Here is a 23,367-nt window from a genome sequence, read left to right as displayed (position 1 = left end):
GCGAGGCGGGTCGATGCGCACCTTCATCAGCGGTTCCGGCTTGTGCGGCCGGGGCGCACGCCGGGGCAGCCGTGGCCTCGGCAGCTTCGGCCGGTCGATGCGGACCTTCACCAGCGGTTCCGGGCGGGTCTTTCGGCTCATGATCCGCACCTCGCCCTCGCCACGTGCAGATCGGGGGTGAGCGCCTGCTTGGTCTTCGGCAGGACGATCCGGCCGTCGAAGTCGCAGAGGTAGAAGTTGAACCAGGAGCCGTAGGACGCGGTCCCCGTCAGTGCGTTGAGCTTGTTCGGCAGCCGCTGCAGGACGCCCTCCACGGTCTTCTCGTTGTCGTTCAGCGTGCCGGTGAGATCGGTCAGCCGGGCGATGTCGTCCTTCAGCGGCGGCCGCGCGTCCTTCAGCAGCCCCGAGGTGGCGTCCGTCAGATCGCCGATGCTCGCCAAGGACTGGCCGATGGGCTTCCGGTCGGCGGACAGCCCGGAGATCACCCGCCGCAACTGCCCGATCAGTTCGGAGAAGCGGGAGCCGCGCTTGTCCAGCGTCTTCAGCACGGTGTTGAGGTTGTCGATCACCGAGCCGATCAGCTTGTCCCGGCCGGCCAGGGTCGTGGTGAGCGAAGCGGTGTGCGCGAGCAGGCTGGTGACCGTGCCGCCCTCGCCCTGCAGCGTCTTGATGATCTCGGTGGCGAGCTGGTTGACGTCCTGCGGGCTGAGCGCGGCGAACAGCGGCTTGAAGCCGTTGAGCAGGGCGTTGAGGTCCAGTGCCGGCTGTGTTCGCCGCAGCGGGATGGTGCCGCCGGGCTTCAGCGGGGTGCCGTCGCCCGGGCCCTCGGTCAGGGCCACATAGCGCTGCCCGACCAGGTTGCGGTAGCGGACGACGGCGTGGGTGCTGGTGAGCAGCGGCCGGTCGGCGCCGACGGTGAAGGTGATCTCCGCCAGCGTGCGGTCCTTGATCCGGATGCCCTGGACCTGCCCGACGCGCACTCCGGCGACCCGGATGTCGTCGCCCTTCTCCAGGCCTGTGACATCGCTGAAGACGGCACGGTAGGTGCGGTCGGGAGTGAAGGAGAGGTTCACGATGGTGGCGGCGAGCAGGGCCGTCGCCACGATCGTCACCAGCGCGAAGAGGCTGAACTTGATGAGGGGAGCGGCGGTCTGCCGCGCTGCCGAGGTCCTCATGCGACGCTCACCGCCGTCCCGCGCGCCATCGGCCCGAACAGCAGCGTCGCGACCGGCGGCACCTCGTCGGCGGGCATCCCCATCACGGGCGACACCAGCGAGCCGACCGCCCGCTGTTCGGCCCGGGTGGCGGAGACACCGAGCGGACCGGACGAACCGCCCTTCCTGGAGCCGTCGTTGAGGTGGAACCCCGGTGCGGGCACCGAAGGATGCGGCAGGTCACGGCAGTCGGGCCCCGACCGGTCCGCGTAGCGCGGCTCCTCGCCGGGCTGGTACGCCCCCTGCTGCCGTACGACCTCCAGCGTGATGTGCATCTTGCCGCCCCGGAACGCCTGCTCGGACGCCTGCTCCTCGTGGACCAGGCCTGCGAAGAGGCACGGGTACTCGGGGGAGTAGCGGGCGAAGAGTGCGAGGGTCGGGCGGGAGACCTGCCCCAGGGTGATCAACCGGTCGCCGTTCTCGTCGAGGAAGTCCTGTGCGGTGCCCGCGGCTCCCGCCGTCGTGGTGAGGGCCGACGCGAGCCGGTCCTGCTCCGCGACCAGCGTGCGGCTGGTGGTCACGGTGTTGCGCAGGATCTCCATCAGGTCCGGCGCCGCGTCGCCGTACACCTGGGCGACATCGGCCAGCCGGGCGAAGTCCTCGGTGAGGGACGGCAGATGAGGGTTGATGCGGTGCAGATAGTCCTCCACGCGCGTGAGGTTCTCGCCGATCCGGTCGCCGCGGCCTTCGAGGGCGGTGGCGAACGCGGACAGCGTGGCGTTGAGCTTGCCGGGCTGCACGGTCCGCAGCAGCGGCAGCAGGTCGTTCATCACCTGCTGCAACTCGATGCCGACGCGGGTGCGGTCCTGCGTGATCACGTCACCGGCGCGGATGGGCCGGGCCGAGGAACGCGCGGGCGCGACCAGGTCGACGTACTTCTCGCCGAACAGCGTCTTGGGCAGCAGCCGGGCCCGCACGTCGGACGGGATGTCGGCGGCGTACTCCGGCTTGAGCGCGATGTCGAGCGTCGCCTTGTGCCCGTCGGCGTGCACCGAGCGCACCTCGCCGACCAGCAGGCCGCGCAGTTTGACGTCGGCGCGCGGGTCGAGCTGGTTGCCGAGGCGGTCGGCCTCCAGCCTGATCCGTACGACCGGCGTGAACGCCTGCCGGTACACGGCGACGGACAGCGACAGCAGCAGGGCGAGTACGGCGAGGAACACCACGCCGTACAACCGCAGTCTCCACACCCTCATACGGTTCACCCCGCAATCCGTACGGTCGTGTTGGCGCCCCAGATGGCCAACGAGAGGAAGAAATCAAGGACGTTGATCGCCACGATCGAGGTCCGCACGGCCCGGCCCACCGCGACGCCGACCCCTGCCGGGCCGCCGCTCGCGTAGTAGCCGTAGAAGCAGTGCACGAGGATGATCAGAACGGCGAAGACCAGCACCTTCCCGAAGGACCACAGCACGTCGACCGGTGGCAGGTACTGCTGGAAGTAGTGGTCGTAGGTGCCCGCCGACTGCCCGTAGTAGCCGGTGGTGATGGTGCGGGCGGCGAGGTAGGAGGACAGCAGCCCGATCACGTACAGCGGGATCACGGCCACGAACCCCGCGATCATCCGCGTGGTCACCAGGAACGGCAGCGAGGGCACGCCCATGACCTCCAGGGCGTCGGTCTCCTCGCTGATCCGCATCGCGCCGAGCTGGGCGGTGAAGCCCGCGCCGACGGTCGCCGACAGCGCGAGTCCGGCGACCAGTGGGGCGATCTCCCGGGTGTTGAAGTACGCCGAGAGGAACGCCACGAAGTTGGAGGTGCCGAGCTGGTTGAGCGCCGCGTACCCCTGGAGTCCCACCTCGGTGCCGGTGAAGAACGACAGGAAGGCGATGATGCCCACCGTGCCGCCGACGACGGCGAGGGCGCCGCGGCCGAAGCTCACCTCGGCGAGCAGCCGCAGGATCTCCTTCTTGTACCGGCGCACGGTACGGCCCGTCCACGCCAACGACCTTCCATAGAAGGAGAGTTGACGGCCGAGCTCCTCCAGACTGCTGAACAGCGCCATGCCTCAACCCCTCTGCGGGACGACCTGGAAATACACCGCGGTCATCACGAAGTTCGTCACGAACAGCAACATGAAGGTGATCACCACCGACTGGTTCACGGCGTCGCCCACACCCTTCGGGCCGCCCTTCGCCGTCAGTCCCTTGTACGAGGCGACGATCGCCGCGATCGCCCCGAAGACCAGCGCCTTGATCTCCGCCGCCCACAGGTCGGAGAGCTGGGCGAGGGTGGTGAAGGAGGCCAGATAGGCGCCCGGGGTGCCGTTCTGCAGGACGACGTTGAAGAAATAGCCGCCGGCGACGCCGACCACCGACACCAGCCCGTTGAGCAGCACCGCCACCACCATCGAGGCCAGCACCCGCGGCACCACCAGCCGGTGGATGGGATCGATGCCGAGGACCTGCATGGCGTCGATCTCCTCGCGGATCTTCCGGGCGCCGAGGTCCGCGCAGATGGCGGTGCCGCCGGCGCCCGCGATCAGCAGCGCGGTGACGATCGGTGAGGCCTCGCGCAGTACGGCGAGCACCGAGGCGGCACCCGAGAAGGACTGGGCGCCGAGCTGCCGCGTCAGACTGCCGATCTGCAGCGCGATGACCGCCCCGAAGGGGATGGACACGAGCGCGGTCGGCAGGATGGTGACGCTGGCGACGAACCAGGCCTGCTGGATGAACTCCCTTGCCTGGAACGGCCGTCGGGGCAACGTCCGGACGACGTCCAGCGCCATCGCGAACAGGTTCCCCGACTGCCGCAGCGCTCCGGTCGGCGACAGTCTCATACGTCCGCCACCGCCTTCCGGCGCCGCAGTTCCGCCTCCCGCCGGGCGATCGCCTCCCAGCGTGGAGGCCGGGTGATGCCCGGCCCCGGCAGCAGGCGGGGAGTCAGAGCCTGGCTGCCGGGTGTCCGTGCGCTCTCGCTGCCGCCCAGCGCGGCCAGCTCCTGCTCGACCTGGGCGGCGTCCTTCTCCTCCGCCATGCCGATCGGGCCCTGCATCCGCCCGTTCAGGAACTGCCTGACGACCGGCTCGTCGCTGGTCAGCAGCTCCTCCCGCGGCCCGAACATCACCAGCTCGCGGCGGAACAGCAGCCCGATGTTGTCCGGCACCTGGCGGGCGGAGGCGATGTCGTGGGTGACGATCAGGAAGGTCGCGTCGATCTGGGCGTTGAGGTCGACGATGAGCTGGTTGAGATAGGCGACGCGGACGGGGTCGAGACCGGAGTCGGGCTCGTCGAAGAGAATGATCTCGGGATCGAGGACGAGGGCGCGGGCGAGCCCGGCCCGTTTCCGCATTCCACCGGATATCTCACCGGGCAGCTTCGGCTCCGAGCCGATGAGCCCGACCATGTCCATCTTCTCCAGCACGATGCGCCGGATCTCGCTCTCGGACTTGCGGGTGTGCTCGCGCAAGGGGAACGCGATGTTGTCGTAGAGGTTCATCGAACCGAACAGCGCGCCGTCCTGGAACAGCACACCGAACAGCTTCCGCACCTCGTACAGCTCGTGCTCGCGCAGCTTCGTGATGTCCCGGCCCTGGATGGTGATCGAGCCGCGCTCCGGCTTCAGCAGGCCCACGAGCGTCTTGAGGAACACCGACTTGCCCGTGCCCGAGGGGCCGAGCATGACCGATACCTCCCCGGCGGGCAGCGTCAGCGAGACGTCCTGCCAGATGACCTGGTGACCGAAGGACTTGGTCAGCCCTTCCACACAGATCTCGACACCCATCCGGTCCACCTCTCGGCCCTGGAGCAGCTCCGACATCTGCTCTACGGGGAGGGGCGGGGGGTCCGTCGCGGGGAGGCGGATTTTTTTCTGAGGGGTGTGCGGGGTTTGCCTGCGGCGGCTTGGGGGGGGCGGGCGCGGTCGGCGGGGCCGAGACGCTCGGGGGCTGGGGGGGGACCGGAAGTGGGCGTCGGGGTGGGGGCCCGCGTGGGACGGTGCCGCTTTCAGTGGGACGGGTGCCGCCCCAGCGGCACGACTGGTCGCAGCTGCGGGGTGCCTGCGGCGGCTTGGGGGTGGGCGCGGTCCGAGGTGCTCGGGGGCTTGAGGGACGGCCGGAGGAGGCGTGTCGCTGGCGTCGGGAGGGGGCCCGCGTGGGACGGGTGCCGCTTTCAGTGGGACGGGCGCCGCCCCAGCGGCACGACTGCCCGCAGCTGCGGCGGGATGGGGGGCGCTGGTGGTGCGACTGGTCGCAGCTGCGGTGGGATGGGCGGCGACGGCTGCGGGACTGGCCGCAGCCATGGCGGCATGGACTTGCACCGGCAGCACGAGTGCTCGTAGCTAGGGCGGGACGGTGGGCGATGGCGGCGCGACCGGCCGCTGCTATGGGGGGACGGGCGGCGACGGCGCCGCGACTGGTCGCAGCTATGGCGGCATGACGGCGCCGGCGGCACGACCGCAGTTGCGGCGGCGCGGTCGGCGCTGGTGGTGCGGCTGTCGCCTTTACGGCAGTCCGGTCGGCGTCGGTGCCGGGAGTGAGGTCGGTGCGGACGGGATGTCCGGAGTCTCCGGGAGGCTGGGCAGTGTTGTCGTCGGGGTGGGGACGTCCGGCAGGGCTGAGAGGTGGGGGGTGCTCGGTAGCTTCGGGACCTCGGGGACTGCCGGGACCGAGGGGGACAGTGATGCCTTTGGGAGGGGCGGGACCGAGAGGGGGAGCAGGGAGCCCTTGCGGGTGCCGGTCGACGGTGTCGATGCCGCCGTCGACAGTTTGCGGGCGTTTGCGGTGGGCGTGCGGCCGGCGCCTTCCGGGCGTACCGTCTCGGCGGCCTTCCCGGGGGCGGGGGACGCGGCCGGCGCAGGAGTCGTGGCCGGGTGGCCACCGTCCAGGGCGTACGGCAGGACGAAACCCGCCACCGCCAGCGTGGCCGCCGTCGACGCGGCCGCCACCGCCTGCGCCTTGCCGCCCGCCCGCAGCCGCCCCCGCCCGAACAGGAACAGCACGAACCCGAGCGTCCCGGCGAGCGAGGCGCGCAGCGTCCGCCGCGCCCGGGCCAGCAGCGACTCGACGGTCCGGTAGCTGAGCCCCATTCGCACCGCGACCTGGCTCACGTCCAGGTCCTCGGACTTCAGCCGCAGCGCCTCCGCCTGCCGCGCCGGCAGCTCACCGCTGCGCACCGCCAGCCACCTGGCCTCCGCCCGGTCGCACACGGCCTCCTCCACCGGCACCGGCCCGGGCGCGATCAGCGTGGGGCTGGTGCGAACCTCGGCCTCCCGGTTGACCTGCCGGTACCGGTCGACGCACAACCGCATGGTGACCGTTGTCAGCCACGCCCCGAGCCGCTCGTCGTCCAGGTCCGGCCGCTCGGCCGCGCGCAGCATCGCCTCGTGCACCGCGTCCTCGGCGTCCTCCTGGCTCATCGACCTGCGCCGGGCCACCCTGAGCAGCTGCTCACGGTGGCTCCACATGCGGCGCCAACGCTCGTCGGCAGCTCTTGCCTCCGCAGGTATCTCCGTCGCCATGAGGGCCCCTTTGCTCTCAGCGCCTGTGTCGTGTCCCGGCCAGGCGCGCGACGTCCGGCACGCACGCTCCGGCGCCTCGGCTCGCACGCGCCCCCACTCTCGACTTCGCTCGAGCGGGGGGACCCCCGGACGCAGCGCGCTGATCCGGCCGGTGACATGACACAGGCGCACCCACCGGTCTCGTCCCAGCCCGGCGGAGGGCGACATTACCGCCCGGTAGCGGCGGTTGTGGAGGGGGGAGCGGGCATCGAGTCCGCGCCGTTACTGGTCAGCCGCCGGTCAGCGGGAGGCCGCTGGGCAGCACGTCGTCGGTCGGCAGGGCGATGGACGGGGTGGGCATCGGGGTGAGGGGCTCGGGTGAAGTACCGGCTGTCGGGTGGGAGTTGGACGGGGGCGGAGAGGCGGGCACGGACGGGGTGGTGGCCGGCCGAGGGGACGGCTTCGGCGTCGGTTTCGGGGTCGCGGCCGGTTTCGCGGGGTGCGAGGATCCGGGACGCGTCGAGGGCCGTACCGAGGAACCCGTGGAGCCGTCCGGTACCACCGTGTGCCCCTCCAGGAAGTACGCGTACCAGGCCTTCACCGTGCGCAGATAGGCCTCCGAGTGGTTGTAGCCGAGGATCGCCCGGTCCAGCCCCGCCGGTTCGGACAGGTCCCCTCCGGCCGCGCACAGATACCGCCCGGCGGCGAGGGCCGCGTCGAAGACGTTGCCCGGGTCGGCCCGTCCGTCGCCGTTGCCGTCCGCTCCCCAGCGGGCCCAGGTGGACGGAATGAACTGCATCGGGCCCACCGCACGGTCGTACACCGTGTCCCCGTCGTACGCGCCACCGTCCGTGTCCGCTACGACGGCGAAGGCACCGCCGTCCAGACGCGGACCCAGGATCGGCGTCACGGTCGTGCCGTCCGCGCTCACCCGCCCGCCGTCCGCCTGCCCCGACTCCACCTGCCCGATCGCGGCCAGCAGCTGCCAGCGCAGCCCGCAGCCGGGCGCGGTGCGCGCGAGCTCCGCCTCGGCACGGCGGTACGCGGCGAAGACCGTCGCGGGCACCGCGCCGCCCACGGCCGCCGGTGCGCCGCCCTCGTGGCCCTCGTGGCCCTCGTGCTTGCGCGTGAGCGGGGGCAGCTCCGTGCGGTACGGGGCGTCGCCGGACACACTCGGCCCGTGCCCGGCGGGCTGCGCCACCGGCGCATCCGCCCGTGCCGGGACCGTCCCCGGCGCCTGCGACGCGGTCAGTGCCGCCATCGCCGCCGCTGCCACCGCCGTACCCCTGACCCGCCTGACCCTGCGCCCTGTCACCTTGCGGTCCCCTCCCTGAGAACTCCTGTCATCTGCTCTACGGGGGAGGACGGCACGTCCGTCGCGGCGTGCCTACCCTGAAGGTGTGGCCCGGTCCAACGACGAGGTCGCCGCGCTGCTCCAGGAGTACGCGGACCTGATCTCGATCACCGGAGGAGACGCGTTCAAGGCACGCGTCTACGAGAAGGCTGCCCGGTCGCTCGGCGGCCACCACGCCGACGTCGCCACGCTCGACCTCAAGGGCCTCCAGCAGATCCCGAACGTGGGCAGGTCGATCGCCCAGAAGGTGCTGGAGTACTTCGACCACGGCAGCGTCTCCGCCGTCGAGGAGCTGCGGGCGAAGATCCCCGCCGGGGTCTGCCGGCTGACCGCCATCCCCACGCTCGGCCCGAAGAAGGCACTGACGGTCTACGAGGAGCTGGGCATCTCCTCGGTCGAGGAACTGGCCGACGCCATCCACGAGGAGCGGCTGCGCGATCTGAAGGGCTTCGGACCGAAGACGGAGGAGAACATCCTCCACGGAATCTCGCTCCTGCAGTCCGCGGGGGGCCGCGTCCAGATCGACCTGGCCATGGACCTCGCCGACGACATCGTGACCGGTCTGTCCGCCGTGCCCGGCTGTCTGCGCTGCGCCTACGCGGGGTCACTGCGCCGGATGCGCGAGACGATCGGCGACATCGACATCCTCGCCGCGGCCACGAAACCGGCCCCGATCATGCGGGCGTTCACCGAGCTGCCGTACGTCACCGAGGTGATCGGCACGGGAGAGAAGAAGACGTCCGTGCGCACCAGCAAGGGCCTCAACGTCGATCTGCGGGTCGTACCGCCGGACTCCTGGGGCGCGGCACTGCAGTACTTCACCGGCTCCAAGGCGCACAACATCCGCACCCGCGAACTGGCCGTGCACCAGAAGCTGAAGCTCTCCGAGTACGGGCTCTTCGACGTCGAGAGCGGCAAGAAGATCGTCTCCGAGACCGAGGAGGAGGTGTACGCCCGGCTCGGGCTGCCCTGGATCCCGCCGACGCTGCGCGAGGACCGCGGGGAGATCGAGGACGGGCTGCACGGCGAACTGCCCGACCTGGTGACGGAGGCGGACCTGCGCGGCGATCTGCACTCCCACACCGACCTCACCGACGGCCTCGCCCCGCTGGAGGAGATGGTGCAGGCCGCCGCCGAGCGCGGCTGGGCCTACTACGCGATCACCGACCACGGCCCGGACATGGCCATGCAGCGCATGACCGACGAGCGGATGCTGGCCCAGCGCGCGCGGGTGCGCGAGCTCGACGGGACGTACGCCACCCGGGGCAGGCGCGGCGGTCTGCGGCTGCTGCACGGCGTCGAGCTGAACATCGGCCCGGACGGCGAGGTGGACTGGCCCGAGGAGTTCCTCGCCGGCTTCGACCTGTGCGTGGCCTCCGTGCACTCGCACTTCAGCCAGGAGCGCGAGGCCCTGACCCGGCGGATCGTACGGGCCTGCGAGAACCCGTACGTCAACATCATCGGCCACCCCACCACCCGCATCATCGGCAAGCGGCCCGGCATCGACGCCGACCTCGACGCGATCTTCGCTGCCTGCGCCCGCACCGGCACCGCCCTGGAGATCAACGCCCATCCGGACCGCCTCGACCTGCGCGACGAGGACATCCTGCGGGCCGGACGGCACGGCGTGAAGTTCGCCGTCGACAGCGACGCCCACGCCGTCCCCCACCTGGCGAACATGCGCTACGGCATCGGCACCGCCCAGCGCGGCCGGCTCACCCGGGAGGACGTCATCAACACCTGGCCGGAGCGCCGGCTGCGGGGCTTCCTGCACAAGGGGCGGCAGGGCAGGCCGTGACGGAAGGCCGCGACCGTCATCGGTCATCAGGCCACGGGAGTGGCCCAGCGGGCGCGGCGCTCGCTGGAAGGGCGTGGACCAGGGCCGGCGCAGACCGTCGAGTCTGCGAAGCGGGTACCCGAGCGGCGGCGCCGTGAAGTCCGGGCGGATGACCGGGTGCGCGGACGGCTTGGTCGTCTGCGGGGCCGTGTGGGCCGCGGGTCGGTTAGGGTCGCCTCGTGGCGGACGTACCGGCTCCGCCGCGGTGAAATTGGCCGGCCTGCGGTGCATCGCGCCAGTCGAGCAGTCGATGAAGGCGTCCCCGTTCCGCCCTGCTGCCCCTCGCCAAGGGACGTCAGGGTGAAAGAGCAGGTCAGAAGGGTGTCTGGGGGCACAGTGCGATTGAGAGTGGAGTTCACGACCGAGCCCTTCGATCTCGACGAGGCGCCCGCGCACGCGGTGGTCGCCCGCCAGGTCATCGAGGCGGCCGAGCTGGACGCGGTGGACGTCGGCCCGTTCGGCAACACGGCGGAGGGCGCCGCCGACGCCGTGCTGAGTGCCGTGGACGCGCTGCTCCGCCGGACGCTCGAGGCCGGTGCCACCCGGGTCTCGCTGCAGGTCAACGTGGTCGACACGGCCGGGGAGGGCGCCGAGTGACCGGCACCGGGGACGAGCCGTTCATCACGGCCGTGAAACCACTGGTCGACGCCATGGGCGGCGAGCTGCTCCCGCCCGACGAGGCCGGCCCCGACGACGTCGTGCTCGCCTGGGAGGGCGCCGACGTGGTCGCCGTACGCCTGCCCCAGCTCGCCGACTCCCTCGATCACATCCTCGCCGCGATGGAGCGCAAGCAGGGCAAGCCCCTGGCCGACCTGGACCGCAAGGCCAAGCAGGAGGTCGTACGGATACTCGAGGCGCGCGGCGCCTTCTCCGTACGGCACGGCGTGGAGACCGTCGCGGGCGCGCTCGGCGTCAGCCGGTTCACGGTCTACAACTATCTGAACCGTGAGAAGGAGGGCTGAGGCCCCGGGGGTCGCCGTCCGGACGGGTTTGTTACCCCGAATTTTCAACAAAGTGTTGACGTGGCGTTGCGTGGGGGCGTTAGCTAACCGCAGCCAGTTCAGCACGAAGGCCGTTCTCACGGCCACGGAGGCACCCGTGACGTCGACTTCCACGCCCCCGGGCCTGGCCCGGTTCAACGTACTGGAGGAGCACGCGGCCCTCGCCGCCCTCCACGAGGCGTGTGCCTCCACCACCTGGGCGCGCCGGCTGCTCGCCGCCCGCCCGTACGCCACCGCGGAGGACCTCTTCGCCACCAGTGACGCCGCCATGGCCGAGCTGAGCGCCGAGGACCTGGCCGAGGCGATGGCCGGGCACCCGCCGATCGGCCGCCCCAAGCCGGGCGACCCCACCTCGGCCAGGGAGCAGCGCGGTATGGCCGGCGCCTCCGAGGAACTCAAGTCGGAGATGCTCGAACTGAACCTGGCCTACCAGGAGCGGTTCGGCCATGTCTTCCTCATCTGCGCCACCGGCCGGACCGGCGAGCAGATGCGGGACGCGGTCAAGGACCGGATCGGCAACTCGCCGGAGCAGGAGCGGGAGATCGTCCGCACCGAGCTGGGCAAGATCAACCGCATCCGACTGGCCCGACTCGTCGAAGAGGAAGCCTGACACCATGAGCACCAGCACCACCGCCTCCGTGTCCACGCACATCCTGGACACCAGCATCGGCCGCCCCGCCGAGGGCGTCGCCATCGAGCTCTGGGCCCGTAGCGGCCGGGACGCCGCGTGGCAGACGCTCGGCGGCTCCGCGACCGACGCGGACGGACGGTGCAAGGACCTGCCGGCCCTGCCGGAAGGGACGACCCATGTACGGCTCGACTTCGCCGTGGAACCGTACTTCGAGAAGAAGCAAGCCGATGCGCAGCAGGACGCCCCCGCGAATCGGGACAGCGGTGCCGTGTTCTTTCCCGAGGTGGCGATCACCTTCGCCGTCAAGCCCGGGGAGCATTACCACGTGCCGCTGCTGCTCAACCCGTTCGGCTACTCCGTTTACCGAGGGAGCTAGCAGACAATGCCCACGATCCTGGGACAGAACCAGTACGGCAAGGCCGAGAACCGAGTCGTAAAGATCACGCGGGACGGCGCCACCCACCACATCAAGGACCTGAACGTGTCCGTCGCGCTGAGCGGCGACATGGACGAGGTCCACTACTCCGGCTCCAACGCCAACGTGCTGCCGACCGACACCACCAAGAACACGGTGTACGCGTTCGCCAAGGAGCACGGCATCGAGTCGGCCGAGCAGTTCGGCATCCACCTGGCCAGGCACTTCGTCACCAGCCAGGAGCCGATCAAGACGGCTCGGATCCGTATCGAGGAGTACGCCTGGGAGCGGATCGCCGCGTCCGACGCGAACTCCCAGTTCATCGGCGCGGACGAGGTCAAGCACTCCTTCGTCCGCAAGGGCCAGGAGACCCGGCTGACCCAGATCACCTACGACGGCTCGTCGTGGGAGGTCGTCTCCGGACTCAAGGACCTGACGGTGATGAACTCGACCAACTCCGAGTTCTGGGGCTACGTCAAGGACAAGTACACGACGCTCCAGGAGGCGTACGACCGCATCCTGGCCACGTCGGTCTCGGCCCGCTGGCGGTTCAACTGGACCGACGACGAGCAGCGGATGCCCAACTGGGAGAAGTCCTACGAGCAGACGAAGAAGCACATGCTCCAGGCCTTCGCCGAGACGTACTCGCTCTCCCTCCAGCAGACCCTGTACCAAATGGGTTCGCGGATCATCAACAACCGCAGCGAGATCGACGAGGTCCGCTTCTCGCTGCCGAACAAGCACCACTTCCTCGTCGACCTGGAGCCCTTCGGGCTGAAGAACGACAACGAGGTGTACTTCGCCGCCGACCGCCCCTACGGCCTGATCGAGGCGACGATCCTGCGGGACGGCTGCGAGCCGAAGATCCCGGTGGACCTCACCAACCTCTGAGCACCTTCCGGGCGGCTCGATATTCGGCACCCGTGACCGGGGAACCAGCATCCCCGGTCACGGCACTCAAAACTCCTAGGGTCCTGCCGTGCCCTCTCCGCATAAGTCCACTGAGCGAAAAGGACGAATCATGGCAGCAGCCCAGCGCATCGTCATCGAGAACTGTTCGATCGCAACGGTCGACGCCGACGACACCGAGTACGCCGACGGATACGTCGTCATCGCCGGCAACCGCATCGAGGCGCTCGGCGCGGGCAGGGCCCCCGAGGGCCTGGAGAACGTCGTACGCCGTATCGACGCCTCCGGTCACCTGGTGACCCCCGGCCTGGTCAACACCCACCACCACTTCTACCAGTGGATCACCCGGGGCCTGGCCACCGACCACAACCTGTTCAACTGGCTGGTCGCGCTGTATCCGACCTGGGCGCGCATCGACGAGCCGATGGTGTACGCGGCCGCCCAGGGATCCCTCGCGATGATGGCCCGCGGTGGCGTGACGACCGCCATGGACCACCACTACGTCTTCCCGAAGGACTCCGGCGACCTGTCCGGCGCCATCATCCGCGCCGCCCGCGAGATGGGCGTCCGCTTCACCCTCGCCCGCGGCTCCATGGACCGCAGCGAGAAGGACGGCGGCCTGCCCCCGGACTTCGCCGTCGAGACCCTCGAAGGCGCCCTGGCCGCGACCGAGGCCACCGTCAAGGAGCACCACGACGCCTCCTTCGACGCGATGACCCAGGTGGCCGTCGCGCCCTGCTCGCCCTTCTCCGTCTCCACCGAACTCCTGCGTGAGGGCGCCCAGTTGGCCCGCCGTCTCGGCGTGCGCCTGCACACCCACGGCTCGGAGACCGTCGAGGAGGAGCAGTTCTGCAAGGAGCTGTTCGGGATGGGCCCGACCGACTACTTCGAGTCCACCGGCTGGCTCGGCGAGGACGTGTGGATGGCGCACTGCGTCCACATGAACGACTCCGACATCGCCGCCTTCGCCCGTACGAGGACCGGTGTCGCCCACTGCCCGTCCTCCAACGCCCGCCTCGCGGCCGGTATCGCCCGGGTCCCCGACATGCTGGCGGCCGGCGTCCCGGTCGGCCTCGGCGTCGACGGCACGGCGTCCAACGAGTCCGGGGAGCTGCACACCGAGCTGCGCAACGCCCTGCTCATCAACCGTCTCGGCGCCCACCGCGAGGCCGCCCTCAACGCCCGCCAGGCGCTGCGCCTCGGCACCTACGGCGGCGCCCAGGTCCTCGGCCGCAGCGCCGAGATCGGCTCCCTGGAGCCGGGCAAGCTGGCCGACCTCGTGCTGTGGAATCTGGACACCCTTGCCCACGCCTCCATCGCCGACCCGGTCACCGCGCTGGTCTTCGGCGCGGCCGCCCCGGTCACCGCCTCCTTCGTGAACGGCCGGCAGATCGTCGAGGCGGGCCGCCTGCTGCACGTCGACGAGGACGCCGTCGCCCGCTCCACGCGGGCCGAGGCCCAGCGCCTGGCGCAGATCGCCGCGCAGGCCTGAGCGGTCGAAGATCTCCGGTCGAGGGGGACGGCCCTCGACCGGTAGCCGTGGACCCCAGCGGGTTCCATGGCGGCCGTATCCGGGGCGTGCGCCTGACGCGTGCGCCCCGGAACGGTCACCGTCTCCGGCCCGCGCAAGGGCCTCGGTCCCGCACGACCGCGCACCACCTCCAAGAAACCCACGTCAGAGCCGACGTGTTAGCTGACCCGGAGGAACCGCCGTGACCGCCCACCCCGTCGACGAAAAACTCCCCGCGCTCAAAATGGCCACCACTGGCCTGCAACACGTGGCCGCCATGTACGCGGGGGTCGTCGCCCCGCCCCTGATCGTCGGCGCGGCCATCGGCCTGACCGGCACCGAACTCACCTTCCTCACCGGCGCCTGCCTCTTCACCGCCGGCCTCGCGACCTTCCTCCAAACCCTCGGCATCTGGAAGATCGGCGCCCGGCTGCCCTTCGTCAACGGCGTCACCTTCGCCGGCGTCGCCCCCATGACCGCGGTGGTCGCCTCCACCAAGGACAAGTCCGACGCCCTGCCGATCATCTTCGGCGCGGTCATCGTCGCGGGCCTGCTCGGCTTCATCGCCGCCCCGTTCTTCAGCAAGGCGGTCCGCTTCTTCCCACCGGTCGTCACCGGCACCGTCATCACCCTCATAGGCGTGTCCCTGCTGCCGGTCGCCTTCGGCTGGGCGCAGGGACCCAGTCCCACCGCCGGTGACTACGGCTCCACGACCAACCTCGGGCTGGCAGCCGCAACGCTCCTGATCGTGCTGGTCCTTCGCCGCTTCACCCGCGGCTTCGTCAAGCAGATCGCCGTGCTGCTCGGCCTGGTCGCCGGCACACTCCTCGCGATCCCCTTCGGCGCGACGGACTTCGGGCCCGTCACGGACGCGGCCGTCATCGGCTTCCCCACCCCGTTCCACTTCGGGGCGCCCCGGTTCCAGCTCGCCGCGATCCTCTCCCTGTGCGTGGTGATGGTGGTCTCGATGACCGAATCCACCGCGGACATGCTGGCGCTCGGCGAGATCGTCGAACGCCCGGCGGACGAGAGGACCATCGCCGCGGGCCTGCGCGCCGACACCCTCGGCTCGGCCCTGAGCCCCCTGTTCAACGGCTTCATGTGCAGCGCCTTCGCCCAGAACATCGGCCTGGTCGCGATGACGAGGATCCGCAGCCGCTACGTCGTCGCCACAGGGGGCGGCTTCCTGGTCCTGATGGGCCTGTGCCCGATGGCCGCCTCACTCATCGCCGTCGTACCGCGCCCGGTGCTCGGCGGCGCGGGCGTGGTCCTGTTCGGCTCGGTCGCGGCCAGCGGTATCCAGACCCTCGTCAAGGCCGGCCTTGACAAGGACAACAACGTCCTGATCGTCGCCGTGTCGCTGGCCGTCGGCATGATCCCGATCACCGCGCCGGACTTCTACCACGCCTTCCCGCAGACCGCGAAGATCGTCCTCGACTCGGGCATCTCCACGGGCTGTGTGGCGGCGGTCCTGCTGAACCTGGTCTTCAACCACCTCGGCAGGAGCCGTGACGACCAGGACGTCACCCACCCCATGGAGGCCGGCGAGCAGATCGCCGCCGCCCACTGATCCACCGGTGCGGGGCACGGCAATGGCCGTGCCCCGCACCGGCGATGAGGCAGTCTGTCTCCATGAATGAGTCCGGTCGCGTCGAGGCCTTCAGCGATGGCGTGTTCGCCATCGCCATCACCCTGCTCATCCTGGAGATCAAGGTCCCTGAGGTCGGCGAACACGGCGGCCTGTGGCACGCGCTGGGCGCCCAGTGGCCCTCGTACGCGGCCTATGTCGTGAGCTTCCTGGTCATCGGCATCATGTGGATCAACCACCACCAGCTGTTCAGCTACGTCGCCCGCGTCGACCGCACGCTGATGTTCCTGAACCTGCTGGTGCTGATGGTGGTGGCCGCGGTGCCGTGGCCGACCGCGATGCTCGCGGAGTATCTGCGCGAGGACGCCGCCTCCCATGTGGCGGCGGCCGTCTACAGCCTGGTCATGGTCCTGATGGCGCTCACCTTCCAGGCCCTGTGGTGGCATCTGACCCGCACCGGACACCTCTTCGACTCCCGTGTCGATGTCCCGGCGGCGCGGGCGACCCGCGCACGCTTCGCGCTGGGGTCCCTGGCCTACCCGGTGACGGTGGGCCTCGCCTTCGTCTCGGCCCCGCTGACCCTGGCGGCCCACGGCCTGATCGCCCTGTACTACGCGTTCAATCAGGTACCGGTGCCGACGCGTGAGGCCCCGGCCAGTTCATGAGGTTGGCGAGCAACTCGGCCTGCTCGATGGCGTCGTCGAGGGCGTGGTGGGTGTGCCGGCGGCTCGACAGCAGATGGCGCGGCATCGTGCCCTTGGCCACCGCCCGCAGCGGCAGCCCCGCCTTCGTCGCGTACAGCGTCTTCATGTCCAGGCAGCCCGAGTGCCCGAAGGGGCTCGCCCCGGTGAAGCGGATCAGATACCAGTACAGGAACGTCCAGTCGTACGAGGCCGGGTAACCGCACATCACGGGCTGCGCGCCCGCGCTCACCTCGCGCACCCAGTCGCTGAACTCGCCCAGTGCGACGGCGGGTTCGGCGCCCTCGCTCTTCAGACGCTCCCGGTCGAGCCCGCTCACCGCGAGCGCCTCCGGGTCGAACTCCTCGCTGATCGGGCGCAGTTCGCGGTAGAAGGTCTGCCGCTGTGGGTCGGCGGCCGTGAACCCGTCGGCATCCTGTGTCCCCGCGACCGACGCGCCGAGACTCAGCATCGAGTACGGGCCGGGGATGGGGCCGTCGGCCTCGATGTCGAGGGAGATGTAGCGGCTGGGTCTGATACGTCGTGCGGCCATGAGGGTGGAGCATCGCAGGCGGGCGGGGTTGCCCGCATCCGATTTCCACCCCGCTCAGCCCCGGCGGATCGCCTGGCAGGGCGTCGCGTCCGGCAGCCGGCCGGTGAAGTACGAGCGGGGCGGTACGCCCATCAGGGTGCGGAAGTCGGTCGTCATGTGGGACTGGTCGTAGTAGCCGGTCGAGGCGGCCAGGTCGGCCCAGGGGCGGGTCGCGGCGTGGTCCAGTACCGTGCGCACCCGGTTGATACGGGCGTAGTGCTTGGGGGAGAGGCCGACGCCCTCGGCGAACAGGTTGCGCAACTGCCGCTCGCTGACGGCGAGTTCACGCGCCACCTCGCCCACCTGGGCGGGTGTGCGGCCGGTGCGGACCGACATCGCGTCGACGCCCGCGCGCACCAAGTCGGTGCGGGAACGGTCCGCGGCGGCCGCGAGCCGCTCGGGGAGCACGTCCGCCAGATGGGCCACGGCCTCCTCGAGCTCCAACCGGCTCAGTATTGTGGCCAGTTGACGCGAGAACGGGTCCGGAAGTTCGCCGAGCTGTACCGCACGTCCGACCAGGTCCACGGCCGGAACGCCGAGCAGGGGGCGGACGGTGCCGGGCGCGAGCCGCAGCTCCACGCAGGACGCGCGACGCCTGCCCCGGTGATAGGAGGCACGGGCGCGCGGGCCGACGACCAGGGCACTGCGGGTGCCGTGTTCCCCGGTGCGGACGACCACCTTGGTGGAGGCCTCGGGAAGATGGACGAAGGGCTCCGTCGGCACGTCGCCGACCCAGACGGACCCGATGGCTGCGATCCACGGGCGCAGCGCCTCGGGCGTGGGGAGGACCTCTCGGGACACGATGTTCGTCACCCCTCCACCGTAAGCGCGCCGCACGGGCGTCCGGGCTCCGGAACCGTGCCGGAATTTCCAAGCGATCGGGGCCGTCCGCCGCCCAGTGTGGTGGACATGATCCTTGTGACGGGTGCCACGGGCACCATCGGCAGTGAAGTCGTACGACAGCTCGTGGCGCGCGGTGAGAAGGTGCGCGCCCTGACCCGGGACCCGGCGAGGGCCCGCTTCCCCTCGGGAGTGGAGGTGGTGGGCGGGGACTACCTCGACCCGGCTTCCCTGGAGGGCGCGACGGCGGGGGTGACGGCCGCGTTCCTGCTGGGCGCACCCGGTCCGGGCTCGCGGCACGACCAGGCGCTGGTGGCGGCGGCACGTGTGGCGGGGGTTCATCGGCTGGTGAAGCTCTCGGCGATCGGGACGGGCGATCCCGGCGTCGGTCCGTCCGGCGCGTGGCACGTGCCCGGTGAGCAGGCCGTGCGGGACAGCGGCACCGAGTGGACGATCCTGCGGCCCTCGTCCTTCGCCTCGAACACGCTGAGCTGGGCGCCGGCCGTCCGGCAGGGGGAGCCGGTGCCGAACATGACCGGTGACGGGCTGTCCGGGGTGATCGATCCACGAGACGTGTCCGAGGTCGCGGCGCGGGTCCTCGTCGACGGCGGACACGCGGGGCGGATGTACACCCTGACCGGGCCGGATGCGATCGGCGTCCCCGGACAGGCCGCCGTACTCGCCTCGGTGCTCGGCAGGCCGATCGCCACGCAGGATCTCTCGCCGGACGAGACACGCGACCACCTGCGGACCGTGTGGGGCTTCGACGACGCGCAGGCGGAGGGCGTCCTGGCCGGCACCGCCTTCGTTCGCGGGGGCGGCAACGCGGTCGTCACCGAGGACGTGCCCGAGGTACTGGGGCGCCCGGCGCGGAGCTACCAGGAGTGGGCGCAGGACCACAAGGAGGCGTTCGCCTGAGGCCCGGCGGGCGCGCCCGAGGGGCGGCGGGCACCAAGGCCCGCCGCCCCGCCCCGCCCCGGTCTCCCGGGTCAGGAGCGCCGCTCCCGCAGGACGACCGCCGCCAGCGCCAGCGCCGCCACCGCGATCCCCGTCGCCGCCCGGAACGCCAGCTGATATCCCTCCGCCGTGGCCGTCAGCATCTCCGTGCCCCGGCCGAGCAGCCCCTCGGTGTGGCTCGCCGCCAGCGTCGACAGCGTGGCCAGGCCCAGCGAACCGCCCACCACCTGCGTGGTGTTGAACAACCCGGACGCCAGGCCCGCGTCCTCCTCCCGCGCCCCCGACATGGCGAGCCCGGTCAGCGGGGGCATCGCGGCGGCGAACCCGGCGGCCAGCAGGAGCATCGCAGGCAGTACGTCGGCGACGTACGAGCCGTGCACGGGGGCCCTGCTCAGCAGCGCCATCCCGCCGGTGATCAGCACCAGCCCGGCGAGCAGCACCCGGTACGCCCCGAAGTGGCCGATCGCCCGCGCGGACAGGGTCATCATCAGCACGCCGATCGCGACGGGAGCGGGCAGGAAGGCGAAGCCTGTGGCCAACTCACCGAAGCGCAGGACGCGTTGGATGTACAGGGCGCCGATGAACTGGAATCCGTACATCGTCGCGATCATCAGGATCTGCACGGTGTTCGCCCCGGTCAGCACCCGGGAGCGGAGCAGCCTGGGCCGCAGCAGCGGGCGGGCGGTTCGGACCTGGCGGACGGCGAACCCCGCAAACAGGGCGAGGGCGAGCGCGGCCAGGAGCAGCGTCGCGGACGGGCCGCGGCCGCCGGAGCCGACGATGACGTACACCGTGAGCATCAGCGCGGCGGTGACCAGCGCCGCTCCGGGGTAGTCGGCCCCACTGCCGAGGCCGGAGCCGCGCTCCGGAGCCAGCACCCGGACCGCCGCCAGCCAGGCGACGATGCCGATCGGCAGATTGATCAGGAAGATCCAGTGCCAGCTCAGGGCCTGGGTGAGCGCCCCGCCGAGGAACGTGCCCAACGTCGCTCCCACCGAGCCGACCGCGCTGAACACGGCAATGGCGCGGGCCTGTTCGCGCGGCTCGGGGAACAAGGCCACCAGCATGCCGAGCACCACCGCCGAGGCCATGGCCCCGCCGACGCCCTGCACGGCCCGTGCCGCGATCAGCAGGCCCTGGCTGCCGGCCGTCCCGCACAGCACGGACGCCACGGTGAAGACGGCGAGCCCGGCCGTGAACATCCGTTTGCGGCCCAGCAGATCGCCCAGCCGCCCGATCAGCAGGAGCAGCCCACCGAACGGGATCAGGTAGGCGTTGACGACCCAGGCCAGTCCGGCAGGGCTGAAGCCGAGGTCGCTCTGGATGGCCGGCATCGCCACGGTGACGATGGAGCCGTCCAGAATCGTCATCAGCGCCCCGGCGCACAGCACGACGAGGGACGCCCAGCGGGAGTACGTTCGGGGCGAGGAGCTCGTGGGTGACTCGATGAGGGCCGTCATGGCGGTGTGGCCTCCGCGTTCTCCATGGGAACCATAGGTGCACGACTTGTAACGGAGTACATCGTGAGTGACCATGGAGGACGCCGTAAGGAGGCAGTCCGATGTCCCAGAGGAACACCGGTGTTACTGTCCAGGTCGTGAACGCGCACGCGTGCCCGGTCCGCGAAGTTCTTGACAGGGTCTCCGGGAAGTGGAGCGTGCAGATCCTCGTCGCCGCCGCGCACGGCCCCATTCGCTTCACCGAGTTGGAGCGCAGCATCGAGGGCATCAGCCGCCGCATGCTGACCCTCACCCTGCGCAACCTGGAGCGCGACGGCCTCGTCACCCGCACCGTCCACCCGACAGTCCCGCCGAAGGTCGAGTACGGACTGACGCCGGTGGCCCGTGAGTTGCACGAGACGCTGCAGCGCCTGACCGACTGGGCGGAACGCAACCGCGTCTACATCGCGGAGTCCCGCGCGGCCTACGACGGCGAGCACAGCCCGGAGCCGGCGGACGTGTAGGCCGCGCGGGACGTCACAGCCCGAACAGCGCCGGGTCCGTGGACAGTTCCTTGAAGAACTCCGACGGGTTGGGGACCAGCCGTCGCTGTTTCAGGTCCATCAGGCCGACGACCGCGGTGACCTCCGCCGCCACCGTGCCGTCGGCCTTGCGTATCGTCTGCTCAATGTGGAAGGTCTTGCCGCCGCCCCAGTCGAAGGCGCATGTCACCTCGACCTCGTCGCCGGCGACCAGCTCACGCTTGAAGCGCAGCGTGGTCTCCAGGGCCGCCGGGCCCATGCCCTTGGCCACGAGGGTCGCCTGGGTTATCCCGGCCGCATGCAGTAAGGACCAGCGGGCGTGCTCCGCGTAGTTGAGGTAGACGGCCTGGTTGAGGTGGCCCAGCACATCGGTCTCGTACCCGCGCACGGTCACCGGGACGGAAAACGGTTCGGTCACTGCTTTCTCTCCTCGTACAGCTCGCAGTACAGCTCGTACTGATGGACGATGTGACCGACCGATCTTGACATGCCTCGCTATGCGCGGCGCGGTGACGCCAGCAGATAACGGGCCCTGGAACGCGGGTCGTTGTGCTCGCCGACCTGCCATCCCGCCCCCTCCAGCGTGGCCGCGCAGGCCCGCAGCGCCGCCGGATCCGGCTCGCGCACGGCGACGGCCTCCGGCTGCGGGGTGGCCCGCACCCGGTATCCGACCAGGTCCGCACCGGCGGGGCGGTGACCGGCCGCCTCCAGGGCGAGCGCGGCGGCCTGCACCAGATGCGTACGTTCCCAGCCGCACGGCCGGTCCATGGCCCCGTCCGGATTGGTCATCCGCCGCAGCTCCAGCAAGCCCTCCCAGGCGCTGCGCACCTCACGCCCACGGGCGGGACCGGCCCCCGGCGGCTCCTCCTCACCGCCGACCCGCGCGGCGAACACACCGGTGGCGGCGGTCGCCTCCCGGTCGGCCTCGGGCGCGGGCGTCTCCGGCTCCCCGGCCTCCCGTATCCGATGTCCGGCCGGCGTCAGAAAGTGGTCGTGCGGCGGCCGCGGATGCCGGAAGGCGAACCCCCACTTCACCAGCGCCGCCAGCTGCGCCTCCGTACCCCGCAGCCGCCCGGTCACCGGATCGGCGGCATCGATCACACGCCGCTGAGCGGCGGTCGGCGGTCGTGTCACGGCATGCCCCTTCCCGTCGCCGGGCCCCTGTTCCCCACCTCGTTCGAGGTTACGGCGAGGGGCTGACAACGCCCGGTGCCCGGCGCTCACGCCCCGGGCCGCACGTTCCACTCCGCGATCACGGGCCGCCCGTGCTCGGTCCCCAGCCGGCACACCGTCCCGGTGGCCAGCTGGAACAGGGCCCCGCCCGAGGGTGGCAGCCCCAGCCGCCGGGCCGTGAGTACCCGTAGGAAGTGGCCGTGGGCCACCAGGACCACGCAGCCCTCGGTGGTGGCGAGTGACGCGTCCACTTTGGCCAGCATGCGGTCCGCGCGTTCGCCGACCTGCTCGGGGGTCTCCCCGGGGTGGTCCGGCGGCCCGGGCTCCACCCCGTCCCGGAACAGGAACCAGTCCGGCCGGGTGCGGTGGATCTCAACCGTCGTGATCCCCTCGTAGCCGCCGTAGTCCCACTCCCGCAGATCCGGGTCGACCCGCACGTCGTGCAGGCCGATCAGCTCCGCCGTCTCCCGCGCCCGCTGCAACGGACTGACGAACACGGCACCGACCTGGTGCGAGCGGATCAGCGGCTCCAGTTGCCGGGCCTCCGCGCGGCCGCGCTCGGTCAGCGGCACGTCCGTCCAGCCGGTGTGCCGCCCGGACCGCGACCACTCGGTCTCACCGTGCCGGACGAGGAACACGTCGCCCATGCCGCGCACCCTTCCCGTCGGGCCCCGCCGGAAATGGCCGTACAGGTGCCTTGACCCCCACCGTGTCACGAGGCCGAGGCCGCCCGCAGTACGGCATCGGCCAGACGGCCGTTCTCGGGGGACGCGCCGACGCCCGAGGGGAAGGCGAAGCGGCGCCGCGTGCAGGCGTGGGCGACGCCGCCCGCCGGGTCGGCGAAGGCGAGCGAGCCCGTCGCGCCGTTGTGTCCGAAGGGGTCCTCGCCGAGGGGCGGACAGCGGCCGGCCAGGTACTCGAAGCCCACCGCGAAGTGGTCGTCGCCGCCGGTCACCAGGTCGGGGCCGGACGTCCGCAGCCCGCCGAACAGGGCCGCCGTCTCGCGGGTGAGCAGGGGCGCCCTGCCGTCCACGGCGCTGATCGCGGTGGCGTACATGCCGGCCACGCCGCGCGCGTTGCCCACCCCGCCCGAGGGCGTCGGCCGAGGGCCCGTGTGCGGCGGTCGTTCGCGAAGGCGGGCAGGTCGGTGGGCTCGGGGGACCGGATGCTGCCGGGGGCGGCCGCCCGTGCCGCCGGCGCGGCGGCCTCCGCGGGCGTGAGAAGGAGCGGCTGCACCTCCCGCCACCGCGGC

General features: G+C 71.1%; 25 protein-coding genes. 11 read left to right on the top strand and 14 right to left on the bottom strand.

Going from position 1 to position 23,367, the window contains the following annotated elements; translation table 11 throughout:
• Nucleotides 1-137: 137 nt before the first annotated feature.
• The 7 genes from ACWC1K_RS19105 to ACWC1K_RS19075 form a co-directional block, all read right to left on the bottom strand.
• Nucleotides 138-1,175, bottom strand: a complete 1,038-nt coding sequence (locus tag ACWC1K_RS19105) for an MCE family protein (protein WP_450832722.1) — start codon at nt 1,173-1,175, stop codon at nt 138-140.
• On the bottom strand, nt 1,172-2,407 hold the full coding sequence (locus tag ACWC1K_RS19100; RefSeq protein WP_450832720.1) for an MCE family protein: 1,236 nt from the start codon (nt 2,405-2,407) through the stop codon (nt 1,172-1,174). Before ACWC1K_RS19100 ends, ACWC1K_RS19105 begins: the two co-directional genes overlap by 4 nt.
• A 5-nt stretch (nt 2,408-2,412) precedes the next feature.
• Entirely contained in the window at nt 2,413-3,216 is an 804-nt protein-coding gene (locus ACWC1K_RS19095; RefSeq protein WP_351467129.1) for an MlaE family ABC transporter permease, read from the bottom strand.
• Nucleotides 3,217-3,219: 3 nt separating this feature from the next.
• Nucleotides 3,220-3,990 (bottom strand): MlaE family ABC transporter permease, encoded by a 771-nt coding sequence (locus tag ACWC1K_RS19090; RefSeq protein WP_363299291.1) that lies wholly within the window; start codon nt 3,988-3,990, stop codon nt 3,220-3,222.
• Complete coding sequence (locus ACWC1K_RS19085; RefSeq protein WP_450832742.1) at nt 3,987-4,934, bottom strand: ABC transporter ATP-binding protein; 948 nt, start codon at nt 4,932-4,934, stop codon at nt 3,987-3,989. Before ACWC1K_RS19085 ends, ACWC1K_RS19090 begins: the two co-directional genes overlap by 4 nt.
• A 717-nt stretch (nt 4,935-5,651) precedes the next feature.
• Nucleotides 5,652-6,668 carry a sigma-70 family RNA polymerase sigma factor gene (locus ACWC1K_RS19080; protein ID WP_450832719.1) on the bottom strand — a complete coding sequence of 339 codons (1,017 nt, stop codon included), beginning with the start codon at nt 6,666-6,668 and terminating at the stop codon, nt 5,652-5,654.
• 268 nt (nt 6,669-6,936) lie between these two features.
• Complete coding sequence (locus ACWC1K_RS19075) at nt 6,937-7,923, bottom strand: lytic transglycosylase domain-containing protein (protein WP_450832717.1); 987 nt, start codon at nt 7,921-7,923, stop codon at nt 6,937-6,939.
• Nucleotides 7,924-8,047: 124 nt separating this feature from the next.
• On the opposite strand from ACWC1K_RS19075, the gene polX reads away from it, so the two are divergent.
• From polX to ACWC1K_RS19030, 9 genes are all read left to right on the top strand, one after another.
• Nucleotides 8,048-9,799, top strand: coding sequence for a DNA polymerase/3'-5' exonuclease PolX (gene polX / locus ACWC1K_RS19070; protein ID WP_450832716.1), 1,752 nt, complete (start codon nt 8,048-8,050; stop codon nt 9,797-9,799).
• Between the two features lie 375 nt (nt 9,800-10,174).
• A complete protein-coding gene (locus ACWC1K_RS19065) occupies nt 10,175-10,435 on the top strand; it encodes a thiamine-binding protein (protein ID WP_450832714.1) in 261 nt (86 codons plus the stop codon).
• Entirely contained in the window at nt 10,432-10,800 is a 369-nt protein-coding gene (locus ACWC1K_RS19060) for a helix-turn-helix domain-containing protein (RefSeq protein WP_030940519.1), read from the top strand. Before ACWC1K_RS19065 ends, ACWC1K_RS19060 begins: the two co-directional genes overlap by 4 nt.
• A gap of 136 nt (nt 10,801-10,936) precedes the next feature.
• Complete coding sequence (uraD, locus tag ACWC1K_RS19055; protein WP_450832712.1) at nt 10,937-11,449, top strand: 2-oxo-4-hydroxy-4-carboxy-5-ureidoimidazoline decarboxylase; 513 nt, start codon at nt 10,937-10,939, stop codon at nt 11,447-11,449.
• Between the two features lie 4 nt (nt 11,450-11,453).
• The gene (gene uraH / locus ACWC1K_RS19050; RefSeq protein WP_450832710.1) at nt 11,454-11,846 is read left to right on the top strand and encodes a hydroxyisourate hydrolase; all 393 of its coding nucleotides are present in this window, start codon (nt 11,454-11,456) and stop codon (nt 11,844-11,846) included.
• Nucleotides 11,847-11,852: 6 nt separating this feature from the next.
• Nucleotides 11,853-12,776 (top strand): factor-independent urate hydroxylase, encoded by a 924-nt coding sequence (gene pucL / locus ACWC1K_RS19045; RefSeq protein ID WP_099932192.1) that lies wholly within the window; start codon nt 11,853-11,855, stop codon nt 12,774-12,776.
• 130 nt (nt 12,777-12,906) lie between these two features.
• A complete protein-coding gene (locus tag ACWC1K_RS19040) occupies nt 12,907-14,286 on the top strand; it encodes an 8-oxoguanine deaminase (RefSeq protein WP_450832709.1) in 1,380 nt (459 codons plus the stop codon).
• A 220-nt stretch (nt 14,287-14,506) separates the two neighbouring features.
• Nucleotides 14,507-15,874 carry a nucleobase:cation symporter-2 family protein gene (locus ACWC1K_RS19035; protein ID WP_450832707.1) on the top strand — a complete coding sequence of 456 codons (1,368 nt, stop codon included), beginning with the start codon at nt 14,507-14,509 and terminating at the stop codon, nt 15,872-15,874.
• Between the two features lie 62 nt (nt 15,875-15,936).
• Nucleotides 15,937-16,557: a TMEM175 family protein gene (locus ACWC1K_RS19030; protein WP_450697567.1), complete on the top strand. Its 621-nt coding sequence runs from the start codon at nt 15,937-15,939 to the stop codon at nt 16,555-16,557.
• On the opposite strand, the gene ACWC1K_RS19025 is transcribed toward ACWC1K_RS19030, so the two are convergent.
• Nucleotides 16,511-17,125 (bottom strand): 3'-5' exonuclease, encoded by a 615-nt coding sequence (locus ACWC1K_RS19025; RefSeq protein WP_450832705.1) that lies wholly within the window; start codon nt 17,123-17,125, stop codon nt 16,511-16,513. The genes ACWC1K_RS19030 and ACWC1K_RS19025 overlap by 47 nt on opposite strands.
• Before the next feature lie 54 nt (nt 17,126-17,179).
• Nucleotides 17,180-17,977, bottom strand: a complete 798-nt coding sequence (locus ACWC1K_RS19020; protein WP_450832703.1) for a helix-turn-helix domain-containing protein — start codon at nt 17,975-17,977, stop codon at nt 17,180-17,182.
• A gap of 87 nt (nt 17,978-18,064) precedes the next feature.
• Between ACWC1K_RS19020 and ACWC1K_RS19015 the strand changes: the two genes are divergently transcribed.
• Entirely contained in the window at nt 18,065-18,922 is an 858-nt protein-coding gene (locus ACWC1K_RS19015) for an SDR family oxidoreductase (RefSeq protein WP_450832701.1), read from the top strand.
• A 71-nt stretch (nt 18,923-18,993) separates the two neighbouring features.
• Here the strand turns inward: ACWC1K_RS19015 and ACWC1K_RS19010 are convergent, their stop codons facing one another.
• Nucleotides 18,994-20,421: an MFS transporter gene (locus tag ACWC1K_RS19010; protein WP_450832699.1), complete on the bottom strand. Its 1,428-nt coding sequence runs from the start codon at nt 20,419-20,421 to the stop codon at nt 18,994-18,996.
• Nucleotides 20,422-20,522: 101 nt separating this feature from the next.
• Between ACWC1K_RS19010 and ACWC1K_RS19005 the strand changes: the two genes are divergently transcribed.
• Nucleotides 20,523-20,924, top strand: a complete 402-nt coding sequence (locus ACWC1K_RS19005; RefSeq protein WP_450832697.1) for a winged helix-turn-helix transcriptional regulator — start codon at nt 20,523-20,525, stop codon at nt 20,922-20,924.
• 13 nt (nt 20,925-20,937) lie between these two features.
• Here ACWC1K_RS19005 and ACWC1K_RS19000 read toward each other — a convergent pair whose 3' ends face one another.
• The 4 genes from ACWC1K_RS19000 to ACWC1K_RS18985 all read right to left on the bottom strand — a co-directional run bounded on the left by ACWC1K_RS19000 (nt 20,938) and on the right by ACWC1K_RS18985 (nt 23,199).
• Nucleotides 20,938-21,360 (bottom strand): acyl-CoA thioesterase, encoded by a 423-nt coding sequence (locus ACWC1K_RS19000; protein ID WP_450832695.1) that lies wholly within the window; start codon nt 21,358-21,360, stop codon nt 20,938-20,940.
• Between the two features lie 77 nt (nt 21,361-21,437).
• A complete protein-coding gene (locus ACWC1K_RS18995) occupies nt 21,438-22,076 on the bottom strand; it encodes a hypothetical protein (RefSeq protein WP_450832693.1) in 639 nt (212 codons plus the stop codon).
• A gap of 86 nt (nt 22,077-22,162) precedes the next feature.
• Nucleotides 22,163-22,762 (bottom strand): histidine phosphatase family protein, encoded by a 600-nt coding sequence (locus tag ACWC1K_RS18990; protein ID WP_450832691.1) that lies wholly within the window; start codon nt 22,760-22,762, stop codon nt 22,163-22,165.
• A gap of 65 nt (nt 22,763-22,827) precedes the next feature.
• A complete protein-coding gene (locus ACWC1K_RS18985; RefSeq protein WP_450832689.1) occupies nt 22,828-23,199 on the bottom strand; it encodes a hypothetical protein in 372 nt (123 codons plus the stop codon).
• Between the last annotated feature and the right edge of the window lie 168 nt (nt 23,200-23,367).

Source organism: Streptomyces sp. NPDC001492 (assembly GCF_053597275.1).
This window is presented reverse-complemented; position numbering and strand designations above follow the sequence as displayed.